General features: G+C 62.5%; 20 protein-coding genes and 2 pseudogenes. 16 read left to right on the top strand and 6 right to left on the bottom strand.

What is annotated here, in order from left to right; all coding sequences use genetic code 11:
• Positions 1 to 72 precede the first annotated feature (72 nt).
• Both N008_RS16850 and N008_RS24300 read left to right on the top strand, forming a co-directional pair.
• The gene (locus tag N008_RS16850) at positions 73 to 444 is read left to right on the top strand and encodes a glyoxalase (RefSeq protein WP_044017567.1); all 372 of its coding nucleotides are present in this window, start codon (positions 73 to 75) and stop codon (positions 442 to 444) included.
• 148 nt (positions 445 to 592) lie between these two features.
• Positions 593 to 736, top strand: coding sequence for a cupin domain-containing protein (locus tag N008_RS24300; RefSeq protein WP_156109367.1), 144 nt, complete (start codon positions 593 to 595; stop codon positions 734 to 736).
• Here N008_RS24300 and N008_RS16845 read toward each other — a convergent pair.
• Entirely contained in the window at positions 695 to 1,843 is a 1,149-nt protein-coding gene (locus N008_RS16845; protein ID WP_044017566.1) for an ISAs1 family transposase, read from the bottom strand. The two genes, N008_RS24300 and N008_RS16845, sit on opposite strands and share 42 nt — an antisense overlap.
• Before the next feature lie 89 nt (positions 1,844 to 1,932).
• Between N008_RS16845 and N008_RS16840 the strand changes: the two are divergent.
• From N008_RS16840 to N008_RS16825, 4 genes and pseudogenes are all read left to right on the top strand, one after another.
• Positions 1,933 to 2,343, top strand: a pseudogene (locus N008_RS16840) (cupin domain-containing protein); the annotation flags it as partial.
• Between the two features lie 82 nt (positions 2,344 to 2,425).
• A complete protein-coding gene (locus tag N008_RS16835; protein WP_044017565.1) occupies positions 2,426 to 2,698 on the top strand; it encodes a hypothetical protein in 273 nt (90 codons plus the stop codon).
• A complete protein-coding gene (locus tag N008_RS16830) occupies positions 2,673 to 2,948 on the top strand; it encodes a hypothetical protein (protein WP_156109366.1) in 276 nt (91 codons plus the stop codon). The genes N008_RS16835 and N008_RS16830 overlap by 26 nt, the downstream gene beginning before the upstream one ends.
• A 92-nt stretch (positions 2,949 to 3,040) precedes the next feature.
• Complete coding sequence (locus N008_RS16825) at positions 3,041 to 5,020, top strand: AAA domain-containing protein (RefSeq protein WP_044019002.1); 1,980 nt, start codon at positions 3,041 to 3,043, stop codon at positions 5,018 to 5,020.
• Positions 5,021 to 5,194: 174 nt separating this feature from the next.
• On the opposite strand, the gene N008_RS16820 is transcribed toward N008_RS16825, so the two are convergent.
• On the bottom strand, positions 5,195 to 6,802 hold the full coding sequence (locus N008_RS16820; RefSeq protein ID WP_081910851.1) for a catalase: 1,608 nt from the start codon (positions 6,800 to 6,802) through the stop codon (positions 5,195 to 5,197).
• 239 nt (positions 6,803 to 7,041) lie between these two features.
• On the opposite strand from N008_RS16820, the gene N008_RS16815 reads away from it, so the two are divergent.
• Positions 7,042 to 7,557: a peptidylprolyl isomerase gene (locus tag N008_RS16815; RefSeq protein WP_044017563.1), complete on the top strand. Its 516-nt coding sequence runs from the start codon at positions 7,042 to 7,044 to the stop codon at positions 7,555 to 7,557.
• A 242-nt stretch (positions 7,558 to 7,799) separates the two neighbouring features.
• On the opposite strand, the pseudogene N008_RS16810 reads toward N008_RS16815, so the two are convergent.
• The 3 genes and pseudogenes from N008_RS16810 to N008_RS16800 all read right to left on the bottom strand — a co-directional run bounded on the left by N008_RS16810 (position 7,800) and on the right by N008_RS16800 (position 11,225).
• Positions 7,800 to 8,791, bottom strand: a pseudogene (locus tag N008_RS16810) (aldo/keto reductase).
• A 257-nt stretch (positions 8,792 to 9,048) separates the two neighbouring features.
• A complete protein-coding gene (locus N008_RS16805) occupies positions 9,049 to 9,960 on the bottom strand; it encodes a helix-turn-helix domain-containing protein (RefSeq protein WP_044017562.1) in 912 nt (303 codons plus the stop codon).
• A gap of 269 nt (positions 9,961 to 10,229) precedes the next feature.
• On the bottom strand, positions 10,230 to 11,225 hold the full coding sequence (locus N008_RS16800; protein ID WP_044017561.1) for an aldo/keto reductase: 996 nt from the start codon (positions 11,223 to 11,225) through the stop codon (positions 10,230 to 10,232).
• Positions 11,226 to 11,378: 153 nt separating this feature from the next.
• Between N008_RS16800 and N008_RS16795 the strand changes: the two genes are divergently transcribed.
• Complete coding sequence (locus N008_RS16795; RefSeq protein WP_044017560.1) at positions 11,379 to 12,035, top strand: hypothetical protein; 657 nt, start codon at positions 11,379 to 11,381, stop codon at positions 12,033 to 12,035.
• Here N008_RS16795 and N008_RS16790 read toward each other — a convergent pair.
• A complete protein-coding gene (locus N008_RS16790; RefSeq protein ID WP_044017559.1) occupies positions 12,032 to 12,640 on the bottom strand; it encodes an ACP phosphodiesterase in 609 nt (202 codons plus the stop codon). The two genes, N008_RS16795 and N008_RS16790, sit on opposite strands and share 4 nt — an antisense overlap.
• A gap of 150 nt (positions 12,641 to 12,790) precedes the next feature.
• On the opposite strand from N008_RS16790, the gene N008_RS16785 reads away from it, so the two are divergent.
• The 8 genes from N008_RS16785 (at position 12,791) to N008_RS21805 (ending at position 22,076) form a co-directional block, all read left to right on the top strand.
• The gene (locus N008_RS16785; RefSeq protein WP_044017558.1) at positions 12,791 to 13,303 is read left to right on the top strand and encodes a pyridoxamine 5'-phosphate oxidase family protein; all 513 of its coding nucleotides are present in this window, start codon (positions 12,791 to 12,793) and stop codon (positions 13,301 to 13,303) included.
• A gap of 243 nt (positions 13,304 to 13,546) precedes the next feature.
• A complete protein-coding gene (locus N008_RS16780) occupies positions 13,547 to 14,233 on the top strand; it encodes a hypothetical protein (RefSeq protein ID WP_044017557.1) in 687 nt (228 codons plus the stop codon).
• Positions 14,234 to 14,558: 325 nt separating this feature from the next.
• Complete coding sequence (locus N008_RS16775; protein WP_044017556.1) at positions 14,559 to 15,434, top strand: cytochrome-c peroxidase; 876 nt, start codon at positions 14,559 to 14,561, stop codon at positions 15,432 to 15,434.
• A 51-nt stretch (positions 15,435 to 15,485) separates the two neighbouring features.
• The gene (locus N008_RS16770; protein WP_044017555.1) at positions 15,486 to 16,937 is read left to right on the top strand and encodes a WD40 repeat domain-containing protein; all 1,452 of its coding nucleotides are present in this window, start codon (positions 15,486 to 15,488) and stop codon (positions 16,935 to 16,937) included.
• A 22-nt stretch (positions 16,938 to 16,959) separates the two neighbouring features.
• Complete coding sequence (locus N008_RS16765; RefSeq protein WP_044017554.1) at positions 16,960 to 17,871, top strand: WD40 repeat domain-containing protein; 912 nt, start codon at positions 16,960 to 16,962, stop codon at positions 17,869 to 17,871.
• A 235-nt stretch (positions 17,872 to 18,106) separates the two neighbouring features.
• A complete protein-coding gene (locus tag N008_RS16760; RefSeq protein WP_044017553.1) occupies positions 18,107 to 18,793 on the top strand; it encodes a hypothetical protein in 687 nt (228 codons plus the stop codon).
• A gap of 167 nt (positions 18,794 to 18,960) precedes the next feature.
• Positions 18,961 to 19,950 carry a hypothetical protein gene (locus N008_RS16755; RefSeq protein ID WP_044017552.1) on the top strand — a complete coding sequence of 330 codons (990 nt, stop codon included), beginning with the start codon at positions 18,961 to 18,963 and terminating at the stop codon, positions 19,948 to 19,950.
• 347 nt (positions 19,951 to 20,297) lie between these two features.
• Positions 20,298 to 22,076 (top strand): OmpA family protein, encoded by a 1,779-nt coding sequence (locus tag N008_RS21805; RefSeq protein WP_052381657.1) that lies wholly within the window; start codon positions 20,298 to 20,300, stop codon positions 22,074 to 22,076.
• Positions 22,077 to 22,178 lie beyond the last annotated feature (102 nt).

Here is a 22,178-nt window from a genome sequence, read left to right as displayed (position 1 = left end):
GTTTCGCTCTGCCCCCCTATCTTTCCCTGCCTGGTATTTCTGAACAGTATCATCCAACGCCCGCCTCATCTAATGCCGACTCCCTCCATCCGCTCCCTCCGGCCCTTCATCGGAGCCAAGGAGTACAACGTTTCGCGCCACTTCTACCGCACCTTCGGCTTCACCGAAACCGTTCTGTCGCCGGCCATGTCCCTGTTTTCGCTGGGAGGTGTTAGCTTTTACCTGCAGGACGCTTATGTACCTGACTGGGTGGATAACACCATGCTGTTTCTGGAGGTCGAAGATGTGGAGCAGTACTGGCAGCAGCTCACGACCCTGGACCTGCCCGGGCAGTTTGCCGGCGTGAAGGTGCTGCCCATCCGGGAAGAAGCTTGGGGTAAGGAGTGCTTCGTGCACGACCCCGCTGGCGTGCTCTGGCACATCGGGGAGTTCAAGGAAGGCTAAACTCGTTGAACGTCATGCTGAGCTTGCCGAAGCATCTCTACCGCTTCGTTGTGTGAGTGCAGGCGAAGCGGTAGAGATGCTTCGGCAAGCTCAGCATGACGTTCAACGAGTTTCTATCGACTTTTAGCCCCATTCTTTTCCTGCCTCTATGACGGCCCCCGACATTATCCGGCACCTGCAACTACTGCCCCACCCCGAGGGCGGCTATTACCGCGAAACCTACCGTGCCACCAGGGCTTACGCATCAAATTTAAGGAGCAGTCGCATAGTCGTTTTGGCGGGCGCGGGTTAGGAGCTGAGTCATGTAGTTATCGTTCCAGCCCGCGTTCCGTCGTCGGGCCCGCAGGCTCCCAGGCTGATGTTTTCCCTGCTGCAAGAGGTTAAAAGCCAGCTTGCGCAAAACAGCAAAGTTGCGGGTCGCTACCCGGTCGCGACTGCGGGCCTCATCCTCCCGGAAGACGACATCCAGCACCCAATGCAGGCTGTTTTCGATGGCCCAGTGGCGGCGGATCGCTTGGATGAGCACGGCGGGGGCATCGGGGCAACTGCTTAGGTAGTAGCGCCACTCGACGTGCGTGCCTGGCTGGTGCTGCACCTGCCGAATAGTTTCGACCGCGATGATGGCCCGCAAGCCGGGCCAGGTGCGCAATCCGGCCAATTCCTCGCCCAGCGGCAGCACCCAGGCCCGGCGGCGTACCCAGCGGCCGTGGCGGCGGTCAAAGGCATCGTAGTCAGCGGGGTACTCTGCCCAACGCTCGACGCAACTCCGCTGACAATAGGTTTTGACGGCCCGGTAATAGCGTCCTTGGTTGCCTTTCAGGGCAAAGATATAATCCGCCTGCTGAGCGAGTAGTTGCCGGGCAATGGCGCGCTGGCAACCCAACGCATCGACCGTAACAATCGTATTGGCAAGCTGCAGGCCACTGATTAACATTGGTATAGCAGCTAACTCCTGCCCTTTACCTAGCACGCCTACTTGCCCCAGGCTCAGACCTTGCGCGGTGGCAAACGCGCTGACGACGTGCAGCGGGCCCTGGACCCGTCCCCGGTCAAAGGAGCGGCGTACCGTCTTCCCGTCGATGGCCACGACCTCGCGGGGCAAGGGTGGAGCGGTGGTGGCCATCCACTGCCGAAAGCACTGTTCGAGCAGCTGCGGGTCGAGCAGGGAGAACACGCGCCGAAACGTGTCGTGCGAAGGAATTCCGCTCGGCAACTCCAGAAACGTAGCCAGCCACGTCTGCTTCAACTGGCCGTAGTGGGCGATGTCCACCCACGTTTCGGCTCCGGCGACCACGGCACAGATAGCGATGACCAGTATATCGCGCAATCGGTGTCGGGTGCGGCCCGCGCAACGCGGGTCTGGAAGGGTGGCAAAAGAAGTAAGCAGTTGGCTGAACATGAAGAGCTTGACAATGTCTGAAAAGACAAAGGTCAGCCCTCAATATGTCACCCTAAATTTGATGCGTAAGCCCTGACCGTGCCACCGACACGCTGACCACCGCCGCGGGCCACACCCGTAGCGTGAGCACGGCCATTTACTACCTGCTCGAAAACGAGGACAAGTCCCATTTCCACCGCATCAAGTCCGATGAGCTGTGGTTTTTCCATCAGGGGCAGGCGCTGGAAATCATCCTGCTCACGACCGGCCAGCCTACCCGCCTCATCCTCGGCCCCAACTTCGCCAGCGGCGAGCTGCCTCAAGCCGTTATTCCGGCGGGCGTGTGGTTTGCGGCCCAGGTAAAGCGCCGCCCCGGCTTCGCGCTGGTGAGCTGCACCGTGGCCCCCGGCTTCGATTTCGCCGATTTTGAGCTGGCCGAGCGGGCCGCGCTGCTGCGGGAGTTTCCGCAAGCGGCGGAGGTAGTGAAACAGTTTACGAAGGCGGCACAGGAGAATATTTGAACATCATGCTGAGCTTGCCGAAGCATCTCTACCGCTTCTTTGGGTTCCATTTACCTTTGACTAACACTACATCTTCTCCCACATGAATGAGGTTTGGGTATTTCACGGAGCCGGCAGCCGTTTCACTAGCGGCGTATTCACTTCCCGGAAACAGGCTGAAGAGTTTATCCAGCAGTATCAGGTGAGCGGCATCCTCACTAAATATCCGTTGGGAATCAGCGCCTATGACTGGGCGCAACAGGAAGGTATTTTCCAGCCAACCAAACTGGAGCAGTACACTACGGGCTTTATCCAGCGCTTCACATCGGCCAACCAGGAATACTACCACTATGAGGACGGCCAGTGTGATGCATGAGCAACCCAAGCGGCGCTTTTATCTGCTTATTTGCGAAGCGGCCACCGGTATTGTGCTGATGCAGGACTGCATGACCTACTTTCAGAATCCTAACGGCACAACTGCGGAGCCTTATATCGAATTTGAAGTTGAAGATGAGGAAGCAGCCCGGCGTCGGGCCACAGGCATCCTGATCATGTATCCGAAAGTACAGGTAACCATCTACGATGAACACATGCACTATATAACCACGTTGCCAACCACTGACTGACCAACGGCCCATTCCCAAAATCCTCCCGACCTTCGGCCACCTTTTCCCCGGTTTCGTTGTTAGAAACCAACCCTACAATAGAACCCAAGCTGTTGGCTGAACAACCTACCTATACCGAACCTTACGCCCTCGAAAAGGAGCTGCGCAAGGTGCAGGCCCTCATGAAGCTCGAGCAGCAGGAGGACCTCGAACAGTTCAAAATTAAGAGCGCCCAGGCCACCATTGCCGAGCGCCAGAAGCGGGGCCTCACCTGGTACCCGGTCAAAATCACGAAGGAAGACATCGGCTTCGGTGGCAAGCTCGTCATTGAGCTGGAGCGCCAGGGCGGCAGCGGGCTGCACCTGTTTCAGGTGGGCAAAAACGCGGCTTTGTTCGGCAACATCCCCGGCCGCTCGGGCTCCGACCGGCCCACGCTGTCGGGCGTGGTGACCAGCGTCAAGCGCAACAAAATCCTGCTCGCTACCACTAAGGAGGACCTGCCCGACTGGGTGGACGAGGGCAAGCTGGGCGTGGACCTGACCTTCGACGAGGTGAGCTACCGCGAGATGGAGTACGCCCTGGGCAAGGTGATGGGCGCCTACGACTCGCGCCTGGCCGAGCTGCGCGACGTACTGCTGGGCGCCAAACCGGCCCGCTTCAAGCCGGAGTCGGAAGCCACGCTCTACTACCCCTCGCCCCTGAACGAAAGCCAGCTGTCGGCCGTGCGCCACGTGCTGGCGGCCCAGGATGTAGCCATCATCCACGGCCCGCCCGGCACCGGCAAAACCACCACCCTGGTGCAGGCCATCCTGGAAACCATCCGGCGCGAGCGGCGGGTGCTGGTGTGCGCCCCCAGCAACACGGCCGTGGATTTGCTGACGGAAAAACTGGCCGAGCGCGGCGTGAACGTCATCCGGATGGGCAACCCTTCGCGCGTGTCTGACCTGCTGCTGCAACACACGCTGGACGCCCAGATTATGGCGCACAAGAGCTACCCCGAGCTGCGCAGCCTGCGCCAGACGGCCGAGCAGTACCGGGAGCAGGCCGGCAAGTTCAAGAAGCACTTTGGCTGGGAGGAACGCGAGCAGCGCCGGTTGCTCAAGCAGCAGGCCCACGAGCTGCTGCAGGAGTCGGACCAGCTGGAGCGCTACATCACGGAGGATCTGCTGGAGCAGGTGCAGGTGATTACCTGCACGCTGGTAGGGGCCGGCAACCGCGCCATCCGCCACCTCACCTACGAAACCGTGTTCATCGACGAGGCCGCCCAGGCCCTGGAGCCGGGCTGCTGGATTCCGATTACCAAGGCCAACCGCGTGGTGCTGGCCGGCGACCATCAGCAGCTGCCGCCCACCGTGAAAAGCGAAAAGGCGGCCCGCGACGGCCTGCGCGAAACCCTGTTCGAGAAGTGCATCCGCCGCCAGCCCGACACGGCCCGCATGCTGCAGGTGCAGTACCGCATGCACGAGCAGATCATGGAGTTCAGCTCCCAGCAGTTCTACGACGGCAAGCTGGTGGCCGCCCCCACCGTGGCCCACGCCGATTTGCCCGACTACGACCTGCGCTTCGCCCCCGACCTGGCGGTGGAGTTTCTTGATACGGCCGGCTTTGGCTTCCAGGAAATCACCATCGAGGAAAGCCGCTCCACGGCCAACCCCGAGGAAGCCGACCTGCTGCTCAAGCGCCTCGCGCAGCTGCTGGAGCCCTACGACCAGGCCGACCACGAAGCCGACCTGCTCACCATCGGCGTGATTGCGCCTTACCGCGCCCAGATCAACTACCTCAAGGACGCCATCGAGGAAAACGACGAGCTGGTGGGCCTCATGGAGCACCGCATGCTGAGCGTAGGCACCGTGGACTCGTTCCAGGGCCAGGAGCGCGACATCATCGCCATCAGTCTCACCCGCTCGAACCCCCAGGGCGAAATCGGCTTTCTGAGCGACATCCGCCGCATGAACGTGGGCATGACCCGGGCCCGCCGCAAGCTCCTGCTCGTGGGCGACTCCAGCACCCTGGGCGCGCACCCCTTCTACAAGGCCTTCCTTGATTACGTGGAAAGCATCGGGGCGTATCGGACGGCCTGGGAGATGCAGTAGAACCTCACCCCCTAGCCCCCTCTCCAAAAGAGAGGGGGAATTAGTGTTAGATTTTAGCCGTAGCACAAACGCAAAAAGGGCCATTCAGCAAGCTGAATGGCCCTTTTTCACTTCTAGAAGGTTAGACACTAGTTCCCCCTCTCTTTTGGAGAGGGGGCTAGGGGGTGAGGCCCGCTACGCCGCGCCGTGGGGCGTTTTATCTAGGGCGGAGGCGGGGGCGTATTTGGCGCGCAGGGCCTTGAGCTGGCCATTGAGCGGGTACTCAGGCAGCTGCACGTTCAGGCCGGCGGCAATGCCGTTGCCCAGCTTCTCGTCCACCTTGTACCAGTGGCCCAGTTGGCGCTTGATGATTTCGTCGCGCTTGGGGCCTTCGATGCCGTCCATGTGGCCCACGATGTTCTTGATGGTATCGTCCTGGGCCTTTTCCGTCATCAGGCGGAACAGGTCGCCGGGCTGGGTGTAGTGGTCGTCATCGCCGGGGGCGTTGCGGTCGAAGCGGGCGGCGCGGGTCGCCTCAATCGGGTAGGCGTACTCGCTCACGCTCTTGTCCTCGGTGGGGCCGCCGAAGGAGTTGGGGTAGTAGTTCACGCCGGGGCCGCCGTTGTTGCCGAAGGCCATATGGCCGTCGCGCTGGTAGTGGCTGGTGGCGAAGGGGTTGCGGTTGGCCGGCAGCTGGTCGTAGTTGACGCCCACGCGGTAGCGGTGTGCATCGGGGTAGGCCAGCAGGCGGGTCTGCAGCATCTTATCGGGCGAGAAGCCGATGCCGTCCACCACGTTCGAAGGCGAGTACGAGGCCTGCTCCACGAAGGCGTGGTAGTTTTCCGGAATCCGGTTCAACTCCAATACGCCCACTTCCTGCAGCGGGAAATCGGCGTGTGGCCACACCTTGGTCACATCGAACGAGTTCCACTTGTAGGTCGCGGCCTGGTCCTCGGGCATAGTCTGGATGAAGAGCTTCCACTTCGGGAAGTCCTTGCGCGCAATGGCGTCCACGAGGTCGTGCTGGCTGAAATCGGGGTCGAGTCCGGCCATTTCGTTGGCTTCGGCATCGGTGAAGTTTTTGATGCCCTGCTGGGTGAGGAAGTGGAATTTCACCCAGGTGCGCACGTTGTCCTTGTTGATCATCGAGAACGTGTGCGAGCCGTAGCCGTGCATGTGGCGGATGCCGTAGGGCGTGCCACGGTCGCTCATCAGAATGAGCACCTGGTGCAGGCTTTCGGGCAGCAGGCTCCAGAAGTCCCACATCACCGTTTTGCTACGCAGGTTGGTATATGGGTCGCGCTTCTGGGAGTGGATGAAGTCGGGGAACTTCTGGCCGTCCTTCACAAAGAACACGGGCGTGTTGTTGCCTACCATGTCCCAGTTGCCGCCTTCGGTGTAGAACTTGAGCGAAAAGCCGCGCGGGTCGCGTGCCGAATCGGCCGAGCCTCGCTCGCCAGCCACCGTGCTGAAGCGCGACAGGATGTCGCACTGGTTGCCTACCTGGCTGAACAGCTTGGCGCGGGTGTACTGCGTGATGTCGTGGGTGACGGTGAACGTGCCCTGCGCACCCACGCCCTTGGCGTGCACCACCCGCTCGGGAATTCGCTCCCGGTTGAAGTGGGCCAGACGCTCGAAGGCCACGTAGTCTTCCTGCAGCACCGGTCCGCGCGGACCGGCCGTGATGGAGTTCTGAATATCATCGACGGGGCGGCCCGACGAGGTGGTGATTTTATCACCGCCGCTGAGGTCGGCGGGCTGGGGAGAATTGGGCGTTTTAAACTTAGGCGGGTTCTTAGCCATGAGAAAGGTAGATATCCGGTACTGTTGGGGAAGAGTGGCCGGGCGAAAGCCCGGCCGCCTGGCTATACGGCCCCGCCGCCCGCGCCGCCGGGAATGCCGAAATATTGCACCCCGGAAACTGCCCCCGCAGGCCGGCGTTGATGGTTATCGGTTCGACAAATCCGGGCTAATTCCGTAACTAGCCCCCTCAAACCCATTCCTCACCCCCATGCCCCGGCGCGCCCGCGCCCACCCCGCATATGGCTCAAATCAGCGAAAACAAAGTCGTTACCATCACCTACGACCTGAGCGTAACCGACGAAAACCAAGAGAAAGTCCTCGTAGAATCGGCCGAGGAAGATGCGCCGATGGTGTTCCTGTTCGGCCAGAGCGGCCTGCCCGAGGAATTCGAGCGTCAGCTCAGCGGCAAGCAGTCCGGCGACTCGTTCACCTTCTCGCTCACCCCCGAGCAGGCCTACGGCGAGTACGACCAGCAGGCCGTAGTCGAAATCCCAAAAAACGTGTTCGAAATCGACGGCCAGATTGACGAGGAGATGCTGCAGGTCGGCAACTTCCTGCCCATGGCCGACAACCAGGGCCACCACATGCAGGGCAAAGTGGTGGAAATTGGCGACTCGGCCGTGAAAATGGACTTCAACCACCCCCTGGCCGGCATGGTGATGCACTTCGACGGCAAAGTAGCCGAGGTGCGCGACGCCACCCAGGAAGAAATGGACCACGGCCACGTGCACGGCGAAGGCGGCCACCAGCACTAGGTTTTTGGCATTCTGAAAAACAAGAAGAGCGACTCATAAGGGTCGCTCTTCTTGTTTTATCAGAACGATGTAGAGACGCAATATTTTGCGTCTCGTCGTTGCTGATGTTGTTTGATCTGCGCAATACCAGCCGTTCAACGACGAGACGCAAAATATTGCGTCTCTACATCGTTCCACCGTCAGCACGCGAGATGCTTCGGCTACGCCTCTACATGACGCTCAATGTCACCCAGAAAACCGCCTCACTGCCAGCCCTGCACGGATGCGCCGCCGAAAACGCCTTTGTTGACTGCGGGCGTGAAGATGGCGTAGGGAAAGGCCGGGGCCGGGGCGCTGGCTTCGTGCAGCTGCTGCAGGTGCGCCGGCGTCAGGTACAGATCGAGGGCGGCGAGATTGGTGCGGAGCTGGGCGAGCTGGCTGGCCCCGAGGATAAGCGAGGTGATGCCGGGCTGCGCCAGGGCCCAGGCCAGCGCCACCTGGGCCGGGGCCGGTCCAGCTCGGCGGCTACGGTCTGCAGCCCCGCCAGAATCTGCCAGTTACGCTCGGTGAACTTGCTGTCCTGAAACGGATTGGGGCCGGCGAGGCGGCCTTCGCCGCGGGCTTTGGTGTCCGGACCGCTGGGGCGCTGGTACTTGCCGGCCAGAAACCCGGCCGCCAGCGGGCTCCAGGGTGTGATGCCCAGCCCACACTCGCGGGCGGCGGGCACGTACTCGTGCTCGATGCTGCGCTCCACCAGCGAGTATTCCAGTTGCAGGGCAATGGGGCCCGGAATGCCGTGGGCGGCGGCCAGCGTGGCGGCTTTGGTGGCGTACCAAGCAGGAATATCGGAGAAGGCGAAGTAGCGGATTTTGCCCGCCCGCACCAGGTCGCCGAGGGTCTGGAGCACCTCCTCCACGGGCGTCACCATGTCCCAGACGTGCAGCCAGTACAGGTCCACGTAGTCGGTTTGGAGGCGGCGCAGGGAGGCTTCCAGGGCCTGGTGAATGCTCTTGCGGCCGTTGCCGCCGCCGTGCGGGTTGCCCGGCTGCCCGCTATGGAACCCCGATTTGGTAGCCAGCACCAGCTGGTCGCGGAGCTGGCCCTCGGCCACGTAGCGGCCCACCAGTTCCTCGCTACGACCCTGGGCGTACACGTTGGCCGTGTCGATGAAATTACCGCCGGCTTCCACGTAGCACCAAAAAATGGCGGCCGATTCTTCATCCGAAGAACCCCAGCGCGGGGTGCCGAACGTCATGGTGCCCAACGCCAGCGGGCTCACCACTAGCCCGGAGCGGCCCAGGGTGCGAAAATCAGTCAGTTGCATAGGAAAGGAAGTGAAAAGGGGAGCCGTTAGCGGCGCAGTAGCGCGAACTTTGTAGTTCGCGTCCCCGCGCCGTTCTAACAGTGCTAACGGCGCGAAGGCACGAACTACAGAGTTCGCGCTACTGCTTCGCTGAAACGAAATCGTCCGAACGGCGCGGGGGGGCGAACTGCAAAGTTCGCGCTACTGCCCTACTGCACCGACAGGCGGAAGGCGGCGGGTGTGAAGCCGGTTTTGCTTTTGAACAGACGGGTGAAATACTGCGGATACTCGAAGCCCAGCTGGTAGGCCGTTTCGTTTACCGACAGCGACGTACTGAGCAGCAGCTGCTTGGCCCGCTCGATGAGGGCCTGGTGAATGTGCTGCTGGGTGCTCTGGCCGGTGAGGGTGCGCAGCAGGTCGCTGAGGTAGGCCGGCGACACGTGCAGGGCGTCGGCGAAGTGCTGCACGGTGGGCAGGGGGCGGCCGGCTTCCTCGGCAAAGTATTGGTGCAGCAGCTCCTCGAAGCGGGAAAGCAGGTCGGGGCCGGCGGTGCGGCGGGTGAGGAACTGCCGGTGGTAGAAGCGGTTGGCGTAGCTCAGCAGCACATCCAGCTGGGCCACCAGCACATCTTGGCTGAAGGTGTCAATGGGCTGCTCGTGCTCCGTGCGGATGGTGTGCACCAACCCTTCCAGCAGCTGTTCCTCACGGGCCGAGAGGTGCAGGGCCTCGTTTACCTGGTAGGAGAAAAAGCCGTAGCTGAGGATTTTGCGGCCCAACGGGTGCTTGAGCAGCAGATCGGGGTGAAACACCAGCAGCCAGCCCTCCAGCTCCGACACATCCACCGACGGGTCGCTGGCACACACCTGGCCGGGGGCGTAGAAAGCCAGCACGCCCTCGCTGAAATCGTACGCGTGGTGCCCGTATTGCAGGCGGCCTTTCAGCCCTTTTTTAAGGGCAATGATGTAGAGCTGCCGCAAAGCCGGCCCCGTGACGGGCGGGTTGCGGTGTTGGGCCAGATCCACCACCGACAGCAGCGGATGCACCGGCGGCGGAAACCCGAAATGCCGGGCAAAGTCGCTCACCGAGGCAAGCAGGCGGAATGGTGGGGTGGCTGGTTTCATAACACAAGAACAAGGAAAGCACAAGATAAGCCGGCCGGCGTGGTACCGGTCCGGTCCGGCGGCTGAAAACGCTACGATAACCAGAACGTCATGCTGAGCTTGCCGAAGCATCTCGCGTGCTGACGCCGGATTACTCCTACAACATCAGCGCGCGAGATGCTTCGGCAAGCTCAGCATGACGTTCTTTTACACTTCAGCCGACTTCTACAAACTGCTTCAACGTCAGCAACGACGAGACGCGAATACGCGCCTCTACAGCCATTCAGGCCCTAGAAACCAGCCGGATATGCTGCACCTACTGCGCCGCCGACTGGCATGATGGCTTCCAGCTCGGCCAGCTCCTGGGGGCTGAGGGTGAGGTAGGCGGCGGCTACATTCTGCTCCAGGTACTTGCGCCGCTTGGTGCCCGGAATGGCCACCACGCCCTGAGCCAGCACCCAGGCCAGTGCCAGTTGCGTCGAGGTTACGCCTTTGGCCGCGGCCAGGGTTTCGAGCTTCTGCACCAGCTCCAGATTCTTGTAGAAGTTCTCGCCCTGGAAGCGCGGGAAAATCCGGCGCGAGTCGTTGGCCTCGAAATCGTCGGGGCTCTTGATGTCGCCCGAGAGAAAGCCCCGGCCCAGCGGCGAGTAGGCCACAAACCCGATGCCCAGCTCCCGCGCCGTCTGTAAGGCGCCGGTTTCCTCCACGCCCCTATCAAACAGCGAGTATTCGGTTTGCAGAGCCGTGATGGGGTGCACGGCGTGGGCCCGGCGCAGCACCGCGGCCGGCGTTTCCGACACGCCCAGGTAGCGCACCTTGCCTTCCTCCACAAGGCGGCTCATCTCCCCGATGCTGTCCTCGATGGGCACCTGCGGGTCCTGGCGGTGCAGGTAGTAGAGGTCCACGTAGTCGGTGCCAAGGTTGCGCAGGGAGCGTTCCAGGCACTTGCGGGCGTAGGCGGGGTGGCCGTTGAGCTGGCCGGTGAAGGTGCCGCTGTCGTCTACTTCGAAGCCGAATTTGGTGGCCAGAATAACGTCGGGGCGGCGGCCGGCAATGGCGCGGCCTATCAGCTGCTCGTTCAGGAGCGGGCCGTAGAGGTCGGCCGTATCCAGCAGGTTTACGCCCAGCTCCAGGGCGCGGTGCAGGGTGGCCAGGCTTTCCTGCTCGTCGGCCTCGCCGTACACGCTCATGCCGCCCACGCCGCTGGTCATGCCCATGCAGCCCAGGCCTTCTACCGATACTTCCAGACCCTGGCTGCCCAGGGGTACTCGTTTGAGGTTGCTCATTGTGCAGTGAATCAGAAGAATGATTGAACAGCACAAAGGTCTTCCCCCGCCAGCCCGCCGGAGCTACACAAACCCACGCTTCTGCAATACAAACCGACGAAAGGCAGCGGACAAATCAAATTTCAACTACCCGGTATTTTCCTGAATATTCCCTTGTTCTTTGCCCGAATCATCGTCCTGCTGCATATGTCCCTTTCTGCGCTATTCTCCCGTCCGGCTACCTGGGCCATGAAGCACTTTTTGCTATTTACCGGCCTGCTGCTAGTGGGTTGCCAGGAAGGCAACAAACAGCCTGTATCAGTTCTTCATCCGGTTACGCCCAGCTCACAAGCACCCAAAAAGTATCCGATATACACGCCCGATACAGCGGCTATTCTGGCCAACCAGAATTTAGTGGCTCTTATCACCAAGGTGCAGCAAGACAGCCTTACTGAACACAAAAAAGCCAGTGCTATTCCGCCCGTTATTTCTGCCTTTCTGCATCAAAACGACAGTCTCAGCAGTGAGCCATTTGCTATGGCCGATTATGGTCAGCGCTATAATGCCACTGATGTCATTTTGGAGGAACTACCGAGCCGACAGTTACTCTACCTGGGTGTGGGTGCCCAAACTGTTGTGTTAATGTATAACCTGGGCGGCATTGGCCGCTCTCAGCGGGTGTTATTATTTGAGACTAACGAGAATAGAATTACAGATTTCTGGACCGGAAGCGTATCTGAGTCTGCACTGGATAAAGATTCTATTCTTGAAGAACTATTGAGGGAAAAAGACAAACACTGGGGACTCAACACCAATATTATTTACTACTAAAGGAGTATTTCTACCTCCACCCCCGCCCGCAGTTCCGGCCAGAACTCCTGAAAATCGGCCTCATACGTCGGCAGCGCCGCCAGAAACGCGGCGGCTCCGGTGGCCAGCACTTCGGCGGCGGGCACGCGGCGGCTCAGGCCCAGCAGGGCGCGGTGCAGGCCTTCGGGGTGGGCGTAGCCGGTCAGCCAGTCGTGCTGACGCATGTAGTGCAGCATTTCCTGCAGCCGCTCGGGCAGCTCGTGGCGACGCTGATGCAGCAACTGGTAGTGGCGCTGCGCAAACTGCGACAGCGGCTCGGCGGGGTGATACCGGGCGAAGTCGCGGGCCAGCAGGTGGTCGAAGCCGACGTCGGACACCACGCCGGCCCACTTGCCCAGGCCGGCGGCGCGCAGGCGGGCAGTGGTGCGGCGCACCACGGGGTGCTGGTCGGTAAACGAGTCGATGAAGCGGTGCAGGCGGATGCCGCGCTGCACGGCGGGCGGGTAGGCCAGCAGGCCGGCGCGGCCCCGCACGGCTTCAGCCGCGAAGTTGCCTACAACAATGTCCTCGTAGTCGGGGGTGGTGGCGAGCGAGCCGGAGAGCAGCAGGTGAGCCAGGAAATTCATGGCCGGAAGGTCGGCAAAATCCGGGCAAGCCGGGCGGCGAGGCCAACCCGGGGCCCGGACGGGCCGTAAGAAAGGGCAGAGCGGCCGGCCCGGCTCCCCGGAATACGCCCGCCGTTGTTCATCTGATTCTTTCCCCATTCCTACCCTACCATGGCTAACCAAACGCCCGTAACCAACGACCTCTCCACCCTGCTCGAAAAAATCAAGGATGTGCGCATTGCCATGCTCACCACCCAGGACGAAGACGGCAGCCTGCGCAGCCGTCCCATGTTCACCCAAAAGCCCGACGGCAGCAGCGCCCTGGTGTTCCTGACCGACAAAGACTCAGCCAAGGTGTACGAGGTAAAGAAAGACAGCCACGTGAACCTGAGCTACGCCAACCCCGACAGCAACGTGTACGTGTCGGTATCGGGCCGCGCCAACGCCTACCGCAACCAGGCCGAAATCGACCAGCTCTGGAGCGAGCCGATGCGCGCCTGGTTCCCCAAAGGCAAGGACGACGAGAGCATCTACATCCTGAAAGTGCAGATTGAGAAAGGCGAGTACTGGGACACCCCCAGCAGCCTCCTCACCCAGGCCGCGGCCTACGTGAAGGCCCTGGCCACCGGCGAGCGGAGCACTTCCGACGACGTAAACGAGCACGCCAAAGTTGAAGTGAAGTAGGCTTCACCTACCGATTCGCAAAAGGCCCGGAAGCAATTCCGGGCCTTTTTTGTTGTTTTGGCGTTGTTGCCATCATGTTAGAACGTCATGCTGAGCTTGCCGAAGCATCTCTACCGCTTCGTTGCAGCAGTATTCAACGAAGCGGTAGAGATGCTTCGACTACGCCTCCGGCTTCGCTCAGCATGACGTTCTGAATGGCAGTTGCCACCTTACCAATCCCTACTCTAGCTCTAAATCCGCCCCTTGCCTCTTACTACCCTCTCCATCATTACCCTGCTCCCCAACCAGCGGCGCTGGGGCTTTGCGCAGATGGGCACCGCCCAGGGGCCGTTGCAGCGCGTGCCGGGCCTGCGGTTTCAGAAGCTGCTGGGCAGCGGGGCGGGCGGCTTCGGGGCGTTGCCCAACCTGCACCGCTACGGGCTGATGGCCGTGTGGGACTCGGAGGAAGCGGCCGGGGCGTTTTTCGACGGGCACCCGCTGTGGCAGCAGTACCGGCAGCGCACCCGCGAAATCTGGACGGCGCGGCTGGCCCCGCTCAAAGCCCACGGACTCTGGGACGGCATGAACCCCTTCGACTACGAAACCGAAGCCGCCGACGGGCCCCTGCTGGTGCTCACGCGGGCGTCCATCCGGCTGCGCAAAACGCCGCGCTTCTGGCGCTACGTGGCCCCGGTAAGTGCCACCATTGCCGGGGCCCCAGGCGTGCGCGCCGCCATCGGGCTGGGCGAGCTGCCGGTGGTGCGCCAGGCTACGGTGAGCCTGTGGGAGTCGGCGCGGGCCATGCAGGACTACGCCTACCGCAGCGAAAAGCATAAGGAAGTGATTCGCCTTACCCGCCAGGAGGACTGGTACGGGGAGGAGATGTTTGCCCGGTTTCGGGTGCTCGGGACGGAGGGCACCTGGGACGGGCGCGACCCACTGGCTGACTGAGGCCGTTTACGCATCTACCGGCTGCGGCCGTTTCCGGAAGTTGGATAAATCCGGCACTTCGGCACCAAATTGAAACCCCGTTTTCCCTCCGTTGGAAAGACGTTTTTTCGCTTTTTCGGCCGAATACAGCGGGTTATATAACCTAAGCAAGTCCGCAAATAACTTACTATAGAATTTTATCTTTTTTTGTCTGGTTCGCAATCCGGCTTCCATCCGCTAAGCCCGACAGTTGGTTACTCATCTACCTGCTCCTGAAGCAGCTGGAACCTACCAACGGACGTACGCGGTGTTGATTTGCTACAGTATTTTATGGGTGCTCTGGAGTATGCGGCCGGTTGCCGAAACCGCGCTGGCGGCCCGGCCCGCGCGCCCGCTCCGGCAGCAGCAGGAGCTGGGCTGGCTGCTGTTCTACGAGCCGGCGCTGTCGGCCAACGGCAAGCGCAGCTGCGCCTCCTGCCACCGCCCCCAGAAAGCCTACACCGACCACCGGTCCACGGCCCGGGCGTTCCGGCTGGCGGCCAGCCTGGAGCGCAACACGCCCACCCTGCTCAACGCCACCGACCAGCGCCGGTTTTTCCACGATGGCCGGGCCGGCAGCCTGTCGGAGGTGATTGAAAGCGTGGTGACCAACCCGCGCGAGTTCAACACCACCTACGCCGCCGTGGCCCGGCAGCTCAGCCAGAGCCGCGAGTACCGCCGCCGCTTCCGCCAGGCGTTTGCCGCCCCCATCGGCGAGGCCACCATCAACCAGGCCCTGATTGCCTTCCTCAGCAGCCAGCAGGCCCGCAACAGCCCCTTCGACCAGTTCCAGCGGGGCCAGGCCGCCCTGCCCGAGCCGGCCCTGCGCGGCCTGCGCGTGTTCACGGCCGCCGAGTGCGGCCGCTGCCACCCCGCCCCCGCCTTCCGCGACGACCAGCTGCACTTGGTGCAGGCCGGTTTGCTGCTCAAAACGCTCGGTCTGCGCAATGTGGCCGTCACGCCGCCCTACGGGGCCCGGGGCCAGCACCTCACCCTGGCCGCCGCCTTCACCGATGCCTTTCACCTGCAGGCCACAACCCACCCACTCAGAGAGGCTGAGGTGCAGGACCTGACGACTTTTCTGGCCACCCTCACCGATACCACTTCGCTGCCCCTGCGTGCGCCGCAAGCCCTGCCGGCGCTGCCAACCCTCCCCGACCGCACCATTGGCGGTGTGTACTAGGGTCTCCTTCTGCTCTCCGTTGCTCTCATTTTATTTTTCTACATCCCCCGTATGAAAGCTTCTTTACTCGCGCTGGGCCTGATGGCTCCGCTGACCCACGCCGCCTCCGACCCCGATACCGGCCCCGTGACGCCCAACCTGGTGCAAAGCATTCAGACGCCCGCCGCCCTGCTGGCCGTAGACTACAGCCCCGACGGCAAGCGCCTGGTAACCGGCGGTCTGGGGCGCGATATTGTGGTGTGGGACGCCGAAACCGGCAAGCAGGCCATGGTGCTGCACGGCCACACCGACGACGTGGTGACGGTGAAGTTCAGCCCCAACGGCCGCTACATTGCCTCGGGCGGCGTAGATAAGGCCCTGATTCTGTGGGATGCCATTACGGGCGAAATCCTGCGCAAAAACACCGAACACACCGACTACGTGCGCGACGTGGCCTTCAGCCCCGACAGCAAGCTGGTGGCCAGCGCCGGCTGGGACGGCCAGTCCATCGTGTGGGAAACCTTCAGCGGCGTGAAGGTGGCCACCCTCACCGGCCAGAAAGCCGCCGCCGTGGCTTCCACGGCCGCCTACGAGAAAAACCGCACCAACAAGGGCCGCTCCAACAACATAACGTCGGTAGCCTTCAGCCCCAACGGCGCGGAGCTGCTCACGGCCAGCGGCGACCGGACGGTGCGCGGCTGGGATACCCAGACCTGGCAGCAGAAATACGTGCTCAATGGCCACACCGATGAGGTGTGGGATGCCCGCTTCTCGCCCAATGGCCGCTATGTGGTGAGCGGGGCCTGGGACAACACGGCGCGCATCTGGGACGTGAGCACCCGCCAGGCCGTGGCCGTGGTGCCGGCCCACCTCTCCGACGTGTGGGGCACCACCTTCAGCCCCGACGGCCAGCTGATTGCCACCTGCGGCGGCGACCGGAAAGTGAAAGTCTGGGACATGGCTACCGGTATTCTGGTGCGCGACGTATCGGGTGATGCCCACACGGCCGAGGTAGAAACCCTCGTCTTCAGCCCCGACGGCCGCCAGCTGGCCAGCGTAAGCCGCGACGGGTCCCTGAAAATCTGGCGGGTGCCCTCCACCTTCGACCGGGTGTCGGCCTACGCCGATACGCAGCTGGAAAAGTGGGAGAAGAAGGGCGAGTTTGAGAAAACCGAGGACTACCAGAAGCGCATGGCCCAGAAGCTCAAGCGCTGGGAAGAGTTCAAGCAGGACGCCCGCGCCAAGATGCTGGCCGCCTTCCCCCAGAGCGCCGACTGGCAGACCTTCAGCCTGGCCAGCTACAACCCCGATACGGAGATGTACCAGGTCAGCTCCAAGCTGTTTGCCGGGCCGTTCTTCATCAAAGTGGCCCCGCGCGATGCCGAGCAGCTGCGCAACAACTTCGGCAAAGTGGTGTACGGCACGCCGGCTTTGGAGCTGAAAAACGACGCCCTGCTCCTGAAAAGCGTGGAGCTGACCGTGCCTGCGGGTTCGGAATCCAAGGTATTCACCGTGATGCGCTAAGACGATGGTTCGGCTTTTTGCTTTGCTTCTGCTGAGCTGGGTACTAGGGCCCGAAGCCCTGCCTACGCCCCGCCGCGAATTTGTGATGCCCGAGGGCTCCGGCTCGCTCACCGGTTTCAGCCGCAACGGCCGGCTGGTGGGCGTAAGCGGGGGCACCAGCCAGGTAGCAGTGTTCCAGACTGGTACCGGCCTGCTACTGCGCACCTACCGGGGCCACCAGCAGCCGGTGGTGGCCTTCGCCTTCTCGCCCCGTCTCGATACGGTGGTAAGCGTGGATGCCAGTGGCCAGGCCCACGCCTGGAACCCCGAAACCCTCACTACGCTGGCCCGCTGGCAGGCCCCGGCCGGCATCACGCAGGTGCTGTTTTCGCCCGACGGCCAGCAGGCCCTGCTGGCTTCCCGCACCCGCCGCTGGCTCTGGAACCTGCGCTACCCTACCGCCGAGCCCGCGGAGCTGGAGTTCAACGGCCCCGTGGTGGGCGACATCACGGCCCTGAGCTTCAGCACCGACGGCACCCGCCTGGCCACCGGCTTCGAAACGGGCACAGTGCTGGTGCAGGACCTCAAGACGCGCACGCACCAACAAATGGCCCTGTTCCGTACCCCCGTGCAGGGCCTCAGCTTCGGACGCGACAGTTTGCTGGCGGTGGCCGGTACGCCGGAGTTTCGCAGCTGGCACCCCGGCACCAGCACCCCGCCCCACTCCCAGCCGCTGGAGCAGCCCGCCGTAGCCATTGCCTTCGACGAAGACGCCCAGCTAGTGCTGCTGGGCAGCCCCACCGGCCTTACCTCCGTGTGGAGCCCGCCCGAAAAGCAGCTGATCTTCACCTGCCAGGGCAAGGGCCGCACCCGCTTCGTGCAGTTTCAGCCCGAGGGCAGCTTGATCCTGGCCGCCTTCACCGAGGACCGCGCCAAAACCTGGAATCTGCAGTAAGAAACAGCGGGTTTTTCATGCTGAACACCTCCCCATAAGCTTCCACCCGGCCTACCATTCCGGATTTTCACCCTTCCGTTTTGATAGGGTGCAACGAAAGAGCCAACGCATACGCGTTGGCTCTTTTTTATTTTATTTACTGATTAACAACAACTTATATATAATTTAATCCAAGCAGACAGTTGGCGGCATCCGGTTTGGCAATAGGCATTCATCCTCCTAAACGCCGCCAACCATGCCGCTCTTCGATTCCATCACAAAAGCCGCCAAAGACTTCTTCATTGAGGAAGCTTCCCCGGGCGGCCCCTCGGTAGCCGCAGTGGCTGTCCGGGCCCTGCCGGGCCAGCCGGCCCTGTTTCCGCTGGGCAGCGGGGCCGCCACCGCCGCGGCCCCGCTCCTGACCCAGCCTGAGCAGCGCCACCTCGACCACATCCGGCAGCTGCTTTCCGGTGACGGCAAGGACTTCATGGCCTTCACCAAAATAGTGACCAGTCTGCAGGCCAGCGGCCTCTCGGGCCCGATTCTGTACCAGACCGCCTTCAACGCCTTTGCCGCCGTCACCAGCCTGGATTTGCCGGCGTTGCTCAAATCGGCCGAGCAGTTTGAACTGAAGCTGACCTCGGACCGCAACAGCATTCTGGAGCGGCACCGCGAGAAGGTGGGCGAAATCCGGATTCCGAACGTGCCGCTCAGCCCCCTGGTGCAGCTGCAGCAGCAGGAACAGCAGCTGCAAACCGGCCTCGCCGACCTGGCCCGGCAGCTGGAAGAAGCCCAGCAGCGCCTACAAGCAGTGCGCCAGCAGCTGCAGGAGCAGCTGCTGAAAGCCACCGCTGCCCTGGCCTCCTACGAGCTGGCCCACGCCACCGCCTCGGCCGAGCTCAAAGCCCACCAGCAAGCCGTGCACGCCTTTCTGCTGAAATAAAGCGGGCTGAAAGCCACCGGGCCGGTTGCCGCCCGAACAACCACGCCCGCACGACGCCATCAGCACCACGCGGCTGCCCCGTCAGCTTACAGCAACCGGCCCGACGGCTGGCAGCCGCCGGACCGGAGCGCGGCCGTTCCCTCACTCACCACTTCACCATTTCACCGATGAACTCTCTTTCCACTCCCGATTTCAAAACCGGCGAGCTGCCCAAGTGGCAGCAGCCCGAAAAAGTAGCCGGCTGGGTGTTTCTGGCCGGGCTGGCCGGGGCCGGTGTGTACTGCTGGGGCACCATCGTGCCGTTCCTGGTCGACATGGTGTTCGACACCGTGAAGCTGGGCATCGGGCTGGGCGTGCTGCTGGCGGCCTGGATGGTACTGACGAGCCCCCGCGTGAAGGCGGGGCTGTGGTACGCCGGGCAGCGCATCTTCCGCACGGCGGCCGGCATCTTCGTCAACACCGACCCCATCGGCATCATGGAGGACTACATCCGCAGCACCTCCCAGGAGGCCCGCAAGATGGAGGAGGAAGTGGGCCACGTGGAGGGCGCCCACGAGCTGGTGAAGCGTAAGCTGGAAGCCAACACCCTGCAGATGCGCGAGTACCTGGCCCTGGCCGACGCTGCCACCCGCCAGCGCGAGCCCGACGCCGCCGAGCAGTACGCCTCCCGCGCCGCCCAGCTCCAAGACTACAACCAGCGCCTGCAGCCCATGGCCACCACCACCCAGAACGTGAGCCTAGTGATGCGCCAGATTCTGAAAGCCGCTTTGCGCCAGATTGACGGCAGCAAGTTCAAGGTGAACCTGCTCAAGGACGAATACCAGCTGGTGAAGCGCACCAGCTCGGGTATGCGGGCCGCCATGAACATCCTGCGCGGCGACCCGGACAAGAAGTACTTCTTCGACCTGGCCACCGACCGCGTGGCCCAGGACATGGCCCAGCAGCTCGGCCAGATCAAGCAGGCCATGCGCTACAGCCAAGAGTTCGTGAAGGAAATGGACATTCAGAACGGCGTGATGAGCGAGAAGGGCCAGCGCCTGCTGGAGAAATACCAGAAAGGCGACTTCAACGCCCTGCTCGACGAAAAGCCCGCCCCCACCACGCCCGCCCAGCAGCGCACCGCCACCAACGACGCCTACCGCAGTCTGCTGGATTAGGGATTAGGGATTAGGGAAAATACGAAAGCTACAGCTACAAATTCCCCTCCTTTTTTCAAGGAGGGGTGCCCGAAGGGCGGGGTGGTAAACCCACCAGAACAACCACTAGAAAACTAAAAGCTAGAGCCCCTCTCCCTTTTCGGAGAGGGGTTGGGGTGAGGCGACTAGCGTTAAAAACGGCCGGACCCCAGGCCTCCCAGGGCTGAAGCCCTGGGCTACGCAGCGCCTCAAATGCCCGCTCACGCCTCAACATTCCCGCTAACTAGCCCAGGGCTTCAGCCCTGGGACCCGGGAGCCGCGTGCCGGAACAACAACGAAAAACAACCAACCCAAAACGAACAACGACAATGACAACCCGTGGTAAACTGGTACTAGGCGTTCTGCTGGCAACGCTGCTGTACTTCGGCATCAACAAGCTCGTGCAGAGCGGGGTGCTGTTCAAGAAAGCCGCCACCGAATCGGTGCTGCTGAGCTCCATTGAGCTGCCGAGCAGCGCCGGCGGCTCGCGCACCAACGTGGCGGTGCCGCTGGCCCCGCTGCCTTCTGAAACGCCCGCCGGTAAGGGCAGCCCGCTGGTGTGGGAAGTAATGGCCTGGAACTCGCAGATGGCCGGCATGCTGGCCAACGGCGGCCCCCGCACCACCCAGGGCTCCAGCCTGGCCGCCGGTGGCCTGGACATGCAGATTGTGCGCCAGGACGATGTGGCCAAAATGCAGGCCGACCTGGTGAAAAACGCCCTCGACCTGCAAAGCAACCCCGAAACGCCGGGCCTGCTGGTGAGCATCATGGGCGACGGCCTGCCGGCCTTCTCGGCGGTGCAGCCCCAGCTGGAAAAGGCCGGCACCGGTCTGCAAATCATTCCCTACTCGGTGGGCAAGAGCTTCGGCGAAGACAAGCTGATGGGCCCCAAGGAGTGGCTCGATAACCCCAAAGCTGCCCTGGGCAAAACCGTGGCCTGCTACCTGCGCGACGGGGACCAGAACATTGCCCTGAAATGGTGCGCCGACAACGGCTTGAAAGTCAATCCCGACGAAACCACCTACGACCCCGAGGCCGTGAACTTCATGGCCGCCTCCGACTTCCTGGTAGCCGCCGAGAAATACATCATCGGCAAGCCCGAGCAGCGCGTGAAAGTGGTAAAAGGCAAGAACACGGGCGTGAAAGTGGACGTGGTGGCCGACGCCGTAGCCACCTGGACACCCGGCGACGTGAACATTGCCAAGCAGAAAGGCGGCCTCGTGAACATCGTGAGCACCAAGGACTACAGCAACCAGATGCCCAACATCATGGTGACCACCAAGCGCTGGTACGACGCTCACCCGAAGGAAGTGGAAGCCCTGATGACGGCCCTGGCCGTGGCCGGCGACCAGGTAAAATCGCACCCCGAGGCCCTGAGCCGCGCCGCCGATATTTCGGCCTCCGTGTACGGCGATAAGGACAAGCCCGGCAGCTACTGGCTGCGCTACTACAAGGGCGTGAGCGAGGCCGACCGCAACGGCGAGGTGGTGGAGCTGGGCGGCTCCAAGGCCTTCAACTTCGCCGATAACCTGGCCCTGTTTGGCCTGAACGAAGGCGGCACCAACATCTACGCCGCCGTGTACAAAACCTTCGGCGACGTGCAGCACCAGCTCTACCCCAAGGAACTGCCCAGCTACGTACCCCTCGACCAGATGCTGGACCTCGCCCCGCTGCGCAAGCTGCAGGACAAATACCGCGGCAAAAACCTGGCCCCGGCCGAGCAGCAGCAGTTTGCCGCCGATGACGAAATCCGCCAGAGCGTGAGCCGCCGGGCCTGGAACATTGAGTTCCACACCGGCCAGCGCACCTTCACGCCCGCCGCCGAGCAGCAGCTCGACCAACTCTTCAACGACCTGGTCGTGGCCGGCCGCCTGAAAGTAGCCGTGCACGGTCACACCGACAACGTGGGCGACGCCCAGCGCAACCAGCAGCTCAGCCAGGACCGCGCCGAAGCCGTGCGCCAGTGGCTGGAACAGCGCAGCGCCAGCGCCTTCCCCGCCGGCCGCGTCCAAACCTACGCCCACGGCGCCCAGGAGCCCGTGGCCCCCAACACCACCCCCGAAGGCAAAGCCCGCAACCGCCGCGTGGAAATCGTGCTGGGCAACTAGCGGCGAATGAGAGAGTGAGTGAATGAGTGAAGTGTCATCCTGAGCCTGCGAAGGACCTAATGGCAGTTGCACGACCTCCGCGAACCTCTGCGCATTCCTCTG

The sequence above is a fragment of the Hymenobacter sp. APR13 genome, from assembly GCF_000737515.1.
GTDB lineage: Bacteria > Bacteroidota > Bacteroidia > Cytophagales > Hymenobacteraceae > Hymenobacter.
This window is presented reverse-complemented; position numbering and strand designations above follow the sequence as displayed.

Coding starts and splice junctions, on each gene's coding strand:
- N008_RS16760 (WP_044017553.1), top strand. CDS start 18,107: ATGCCGCTCTTCGATTCCATCACAAAAGCCGCCAAAGACTTCTTCATT.
- N008_RS16830 (WP_156109366.1), top strand. CDS start 2,673: ATGAGGACGGCCAGTGTGATGCATGAGCAACCCAAGCGGCGCTTTTAT.
- N008_RS16835 (WP_044017565.1), top strand. CDS start 2,426: ATGAATGAGGTTTGGGTATTTCACGGAGCCGGCAGCCGTTTCACTAGC.
- N008_RS16850 (WP_044017567.1), top strand. CDS start 73: ATGCCGACTCCCTCCATCCGCTCCCTCCGGCCCTTCATCGGAGCCAAG.
- N008_RS16800 (WP_044017561.1), bottom strand. CDS start 11,225: ATGAGCAACCTCAAACGAGTACCCCTGGGCAGCCAGGGTCTGGAAGTA.
- N008_RS16755 (WP_044017552.1), top strand. CDS start 18,961: ATGAACTCTCTTTCCACTCCCGATTTCAAAACCGGCGAGCTGCCCAAG.
- N008_RS16775 (WP_044017556.1), top strand. CDS start 14,559: ATGCGGCCGGTTGCCGAAACCGCGCTGGCGGCCCGGCCCGCGCGCCCG.
- N008_RS21805 (WP_052381657.1), top strand. CDS start 20,298: ATGACAACCCGTGGTAAACTGGTACTAGGCGTTCTGCTGGCAACGCTG.
- N008_RS24300 (WP_156109367.1), top strand. CDS start 593: ATGACGGCCCCCGACATTATCCGGCACCTGCAACTACTGCCCCACCCC.
- N008_RS16815 (WP_044017563.1), top strand. CDS start 7,042: ATGGCTCAAATCAGCGAAAACAAAGTCGTTACCATCACCTACGACCTG.
- N008_RS16785 (WP_044017558.1), top strand. CDS start 12,791: ATGGCTAACCAAACGCCCGTAACCAACGACCTCTCCACCCTGCTCGAA.
- N008_RS16805 (WP_044017562.1), bottom strand. CDS start 9,960: ATGAAACCAGCCACCCCACCATTCCGCCTGCTTGCCTCGGTGAGCGAC.
- N008_RS16770 (WP_044017555.1), top strand. CDS start 15,486: ATGAAAGCTTCTTTACTCGCGCTGGGCCTGATGGCTCCGCTGACCCAC.
- N008_RS16790 (WP_044017559.1), bottom strand. CDS start 12,640: ATGAATTTCCTGGCTCACCTGCTGCTCTCCGGCTCGCTCGCCACCACC.
- N008_RS16845 (WP_044017566.1), bottom strand. CDS start 1,843: ATGTTCAGCCAACTGCTTACTTCTTTTGCCACCCTTCCAGACCCGCGT.
- N008_RS16820 (WP_081910851.1), bottom strand. CDS start 6,802: ATGGCTAAGAACCCGCCTAAGTTTAAAACGCCCAATTCTCCCCAGCCC.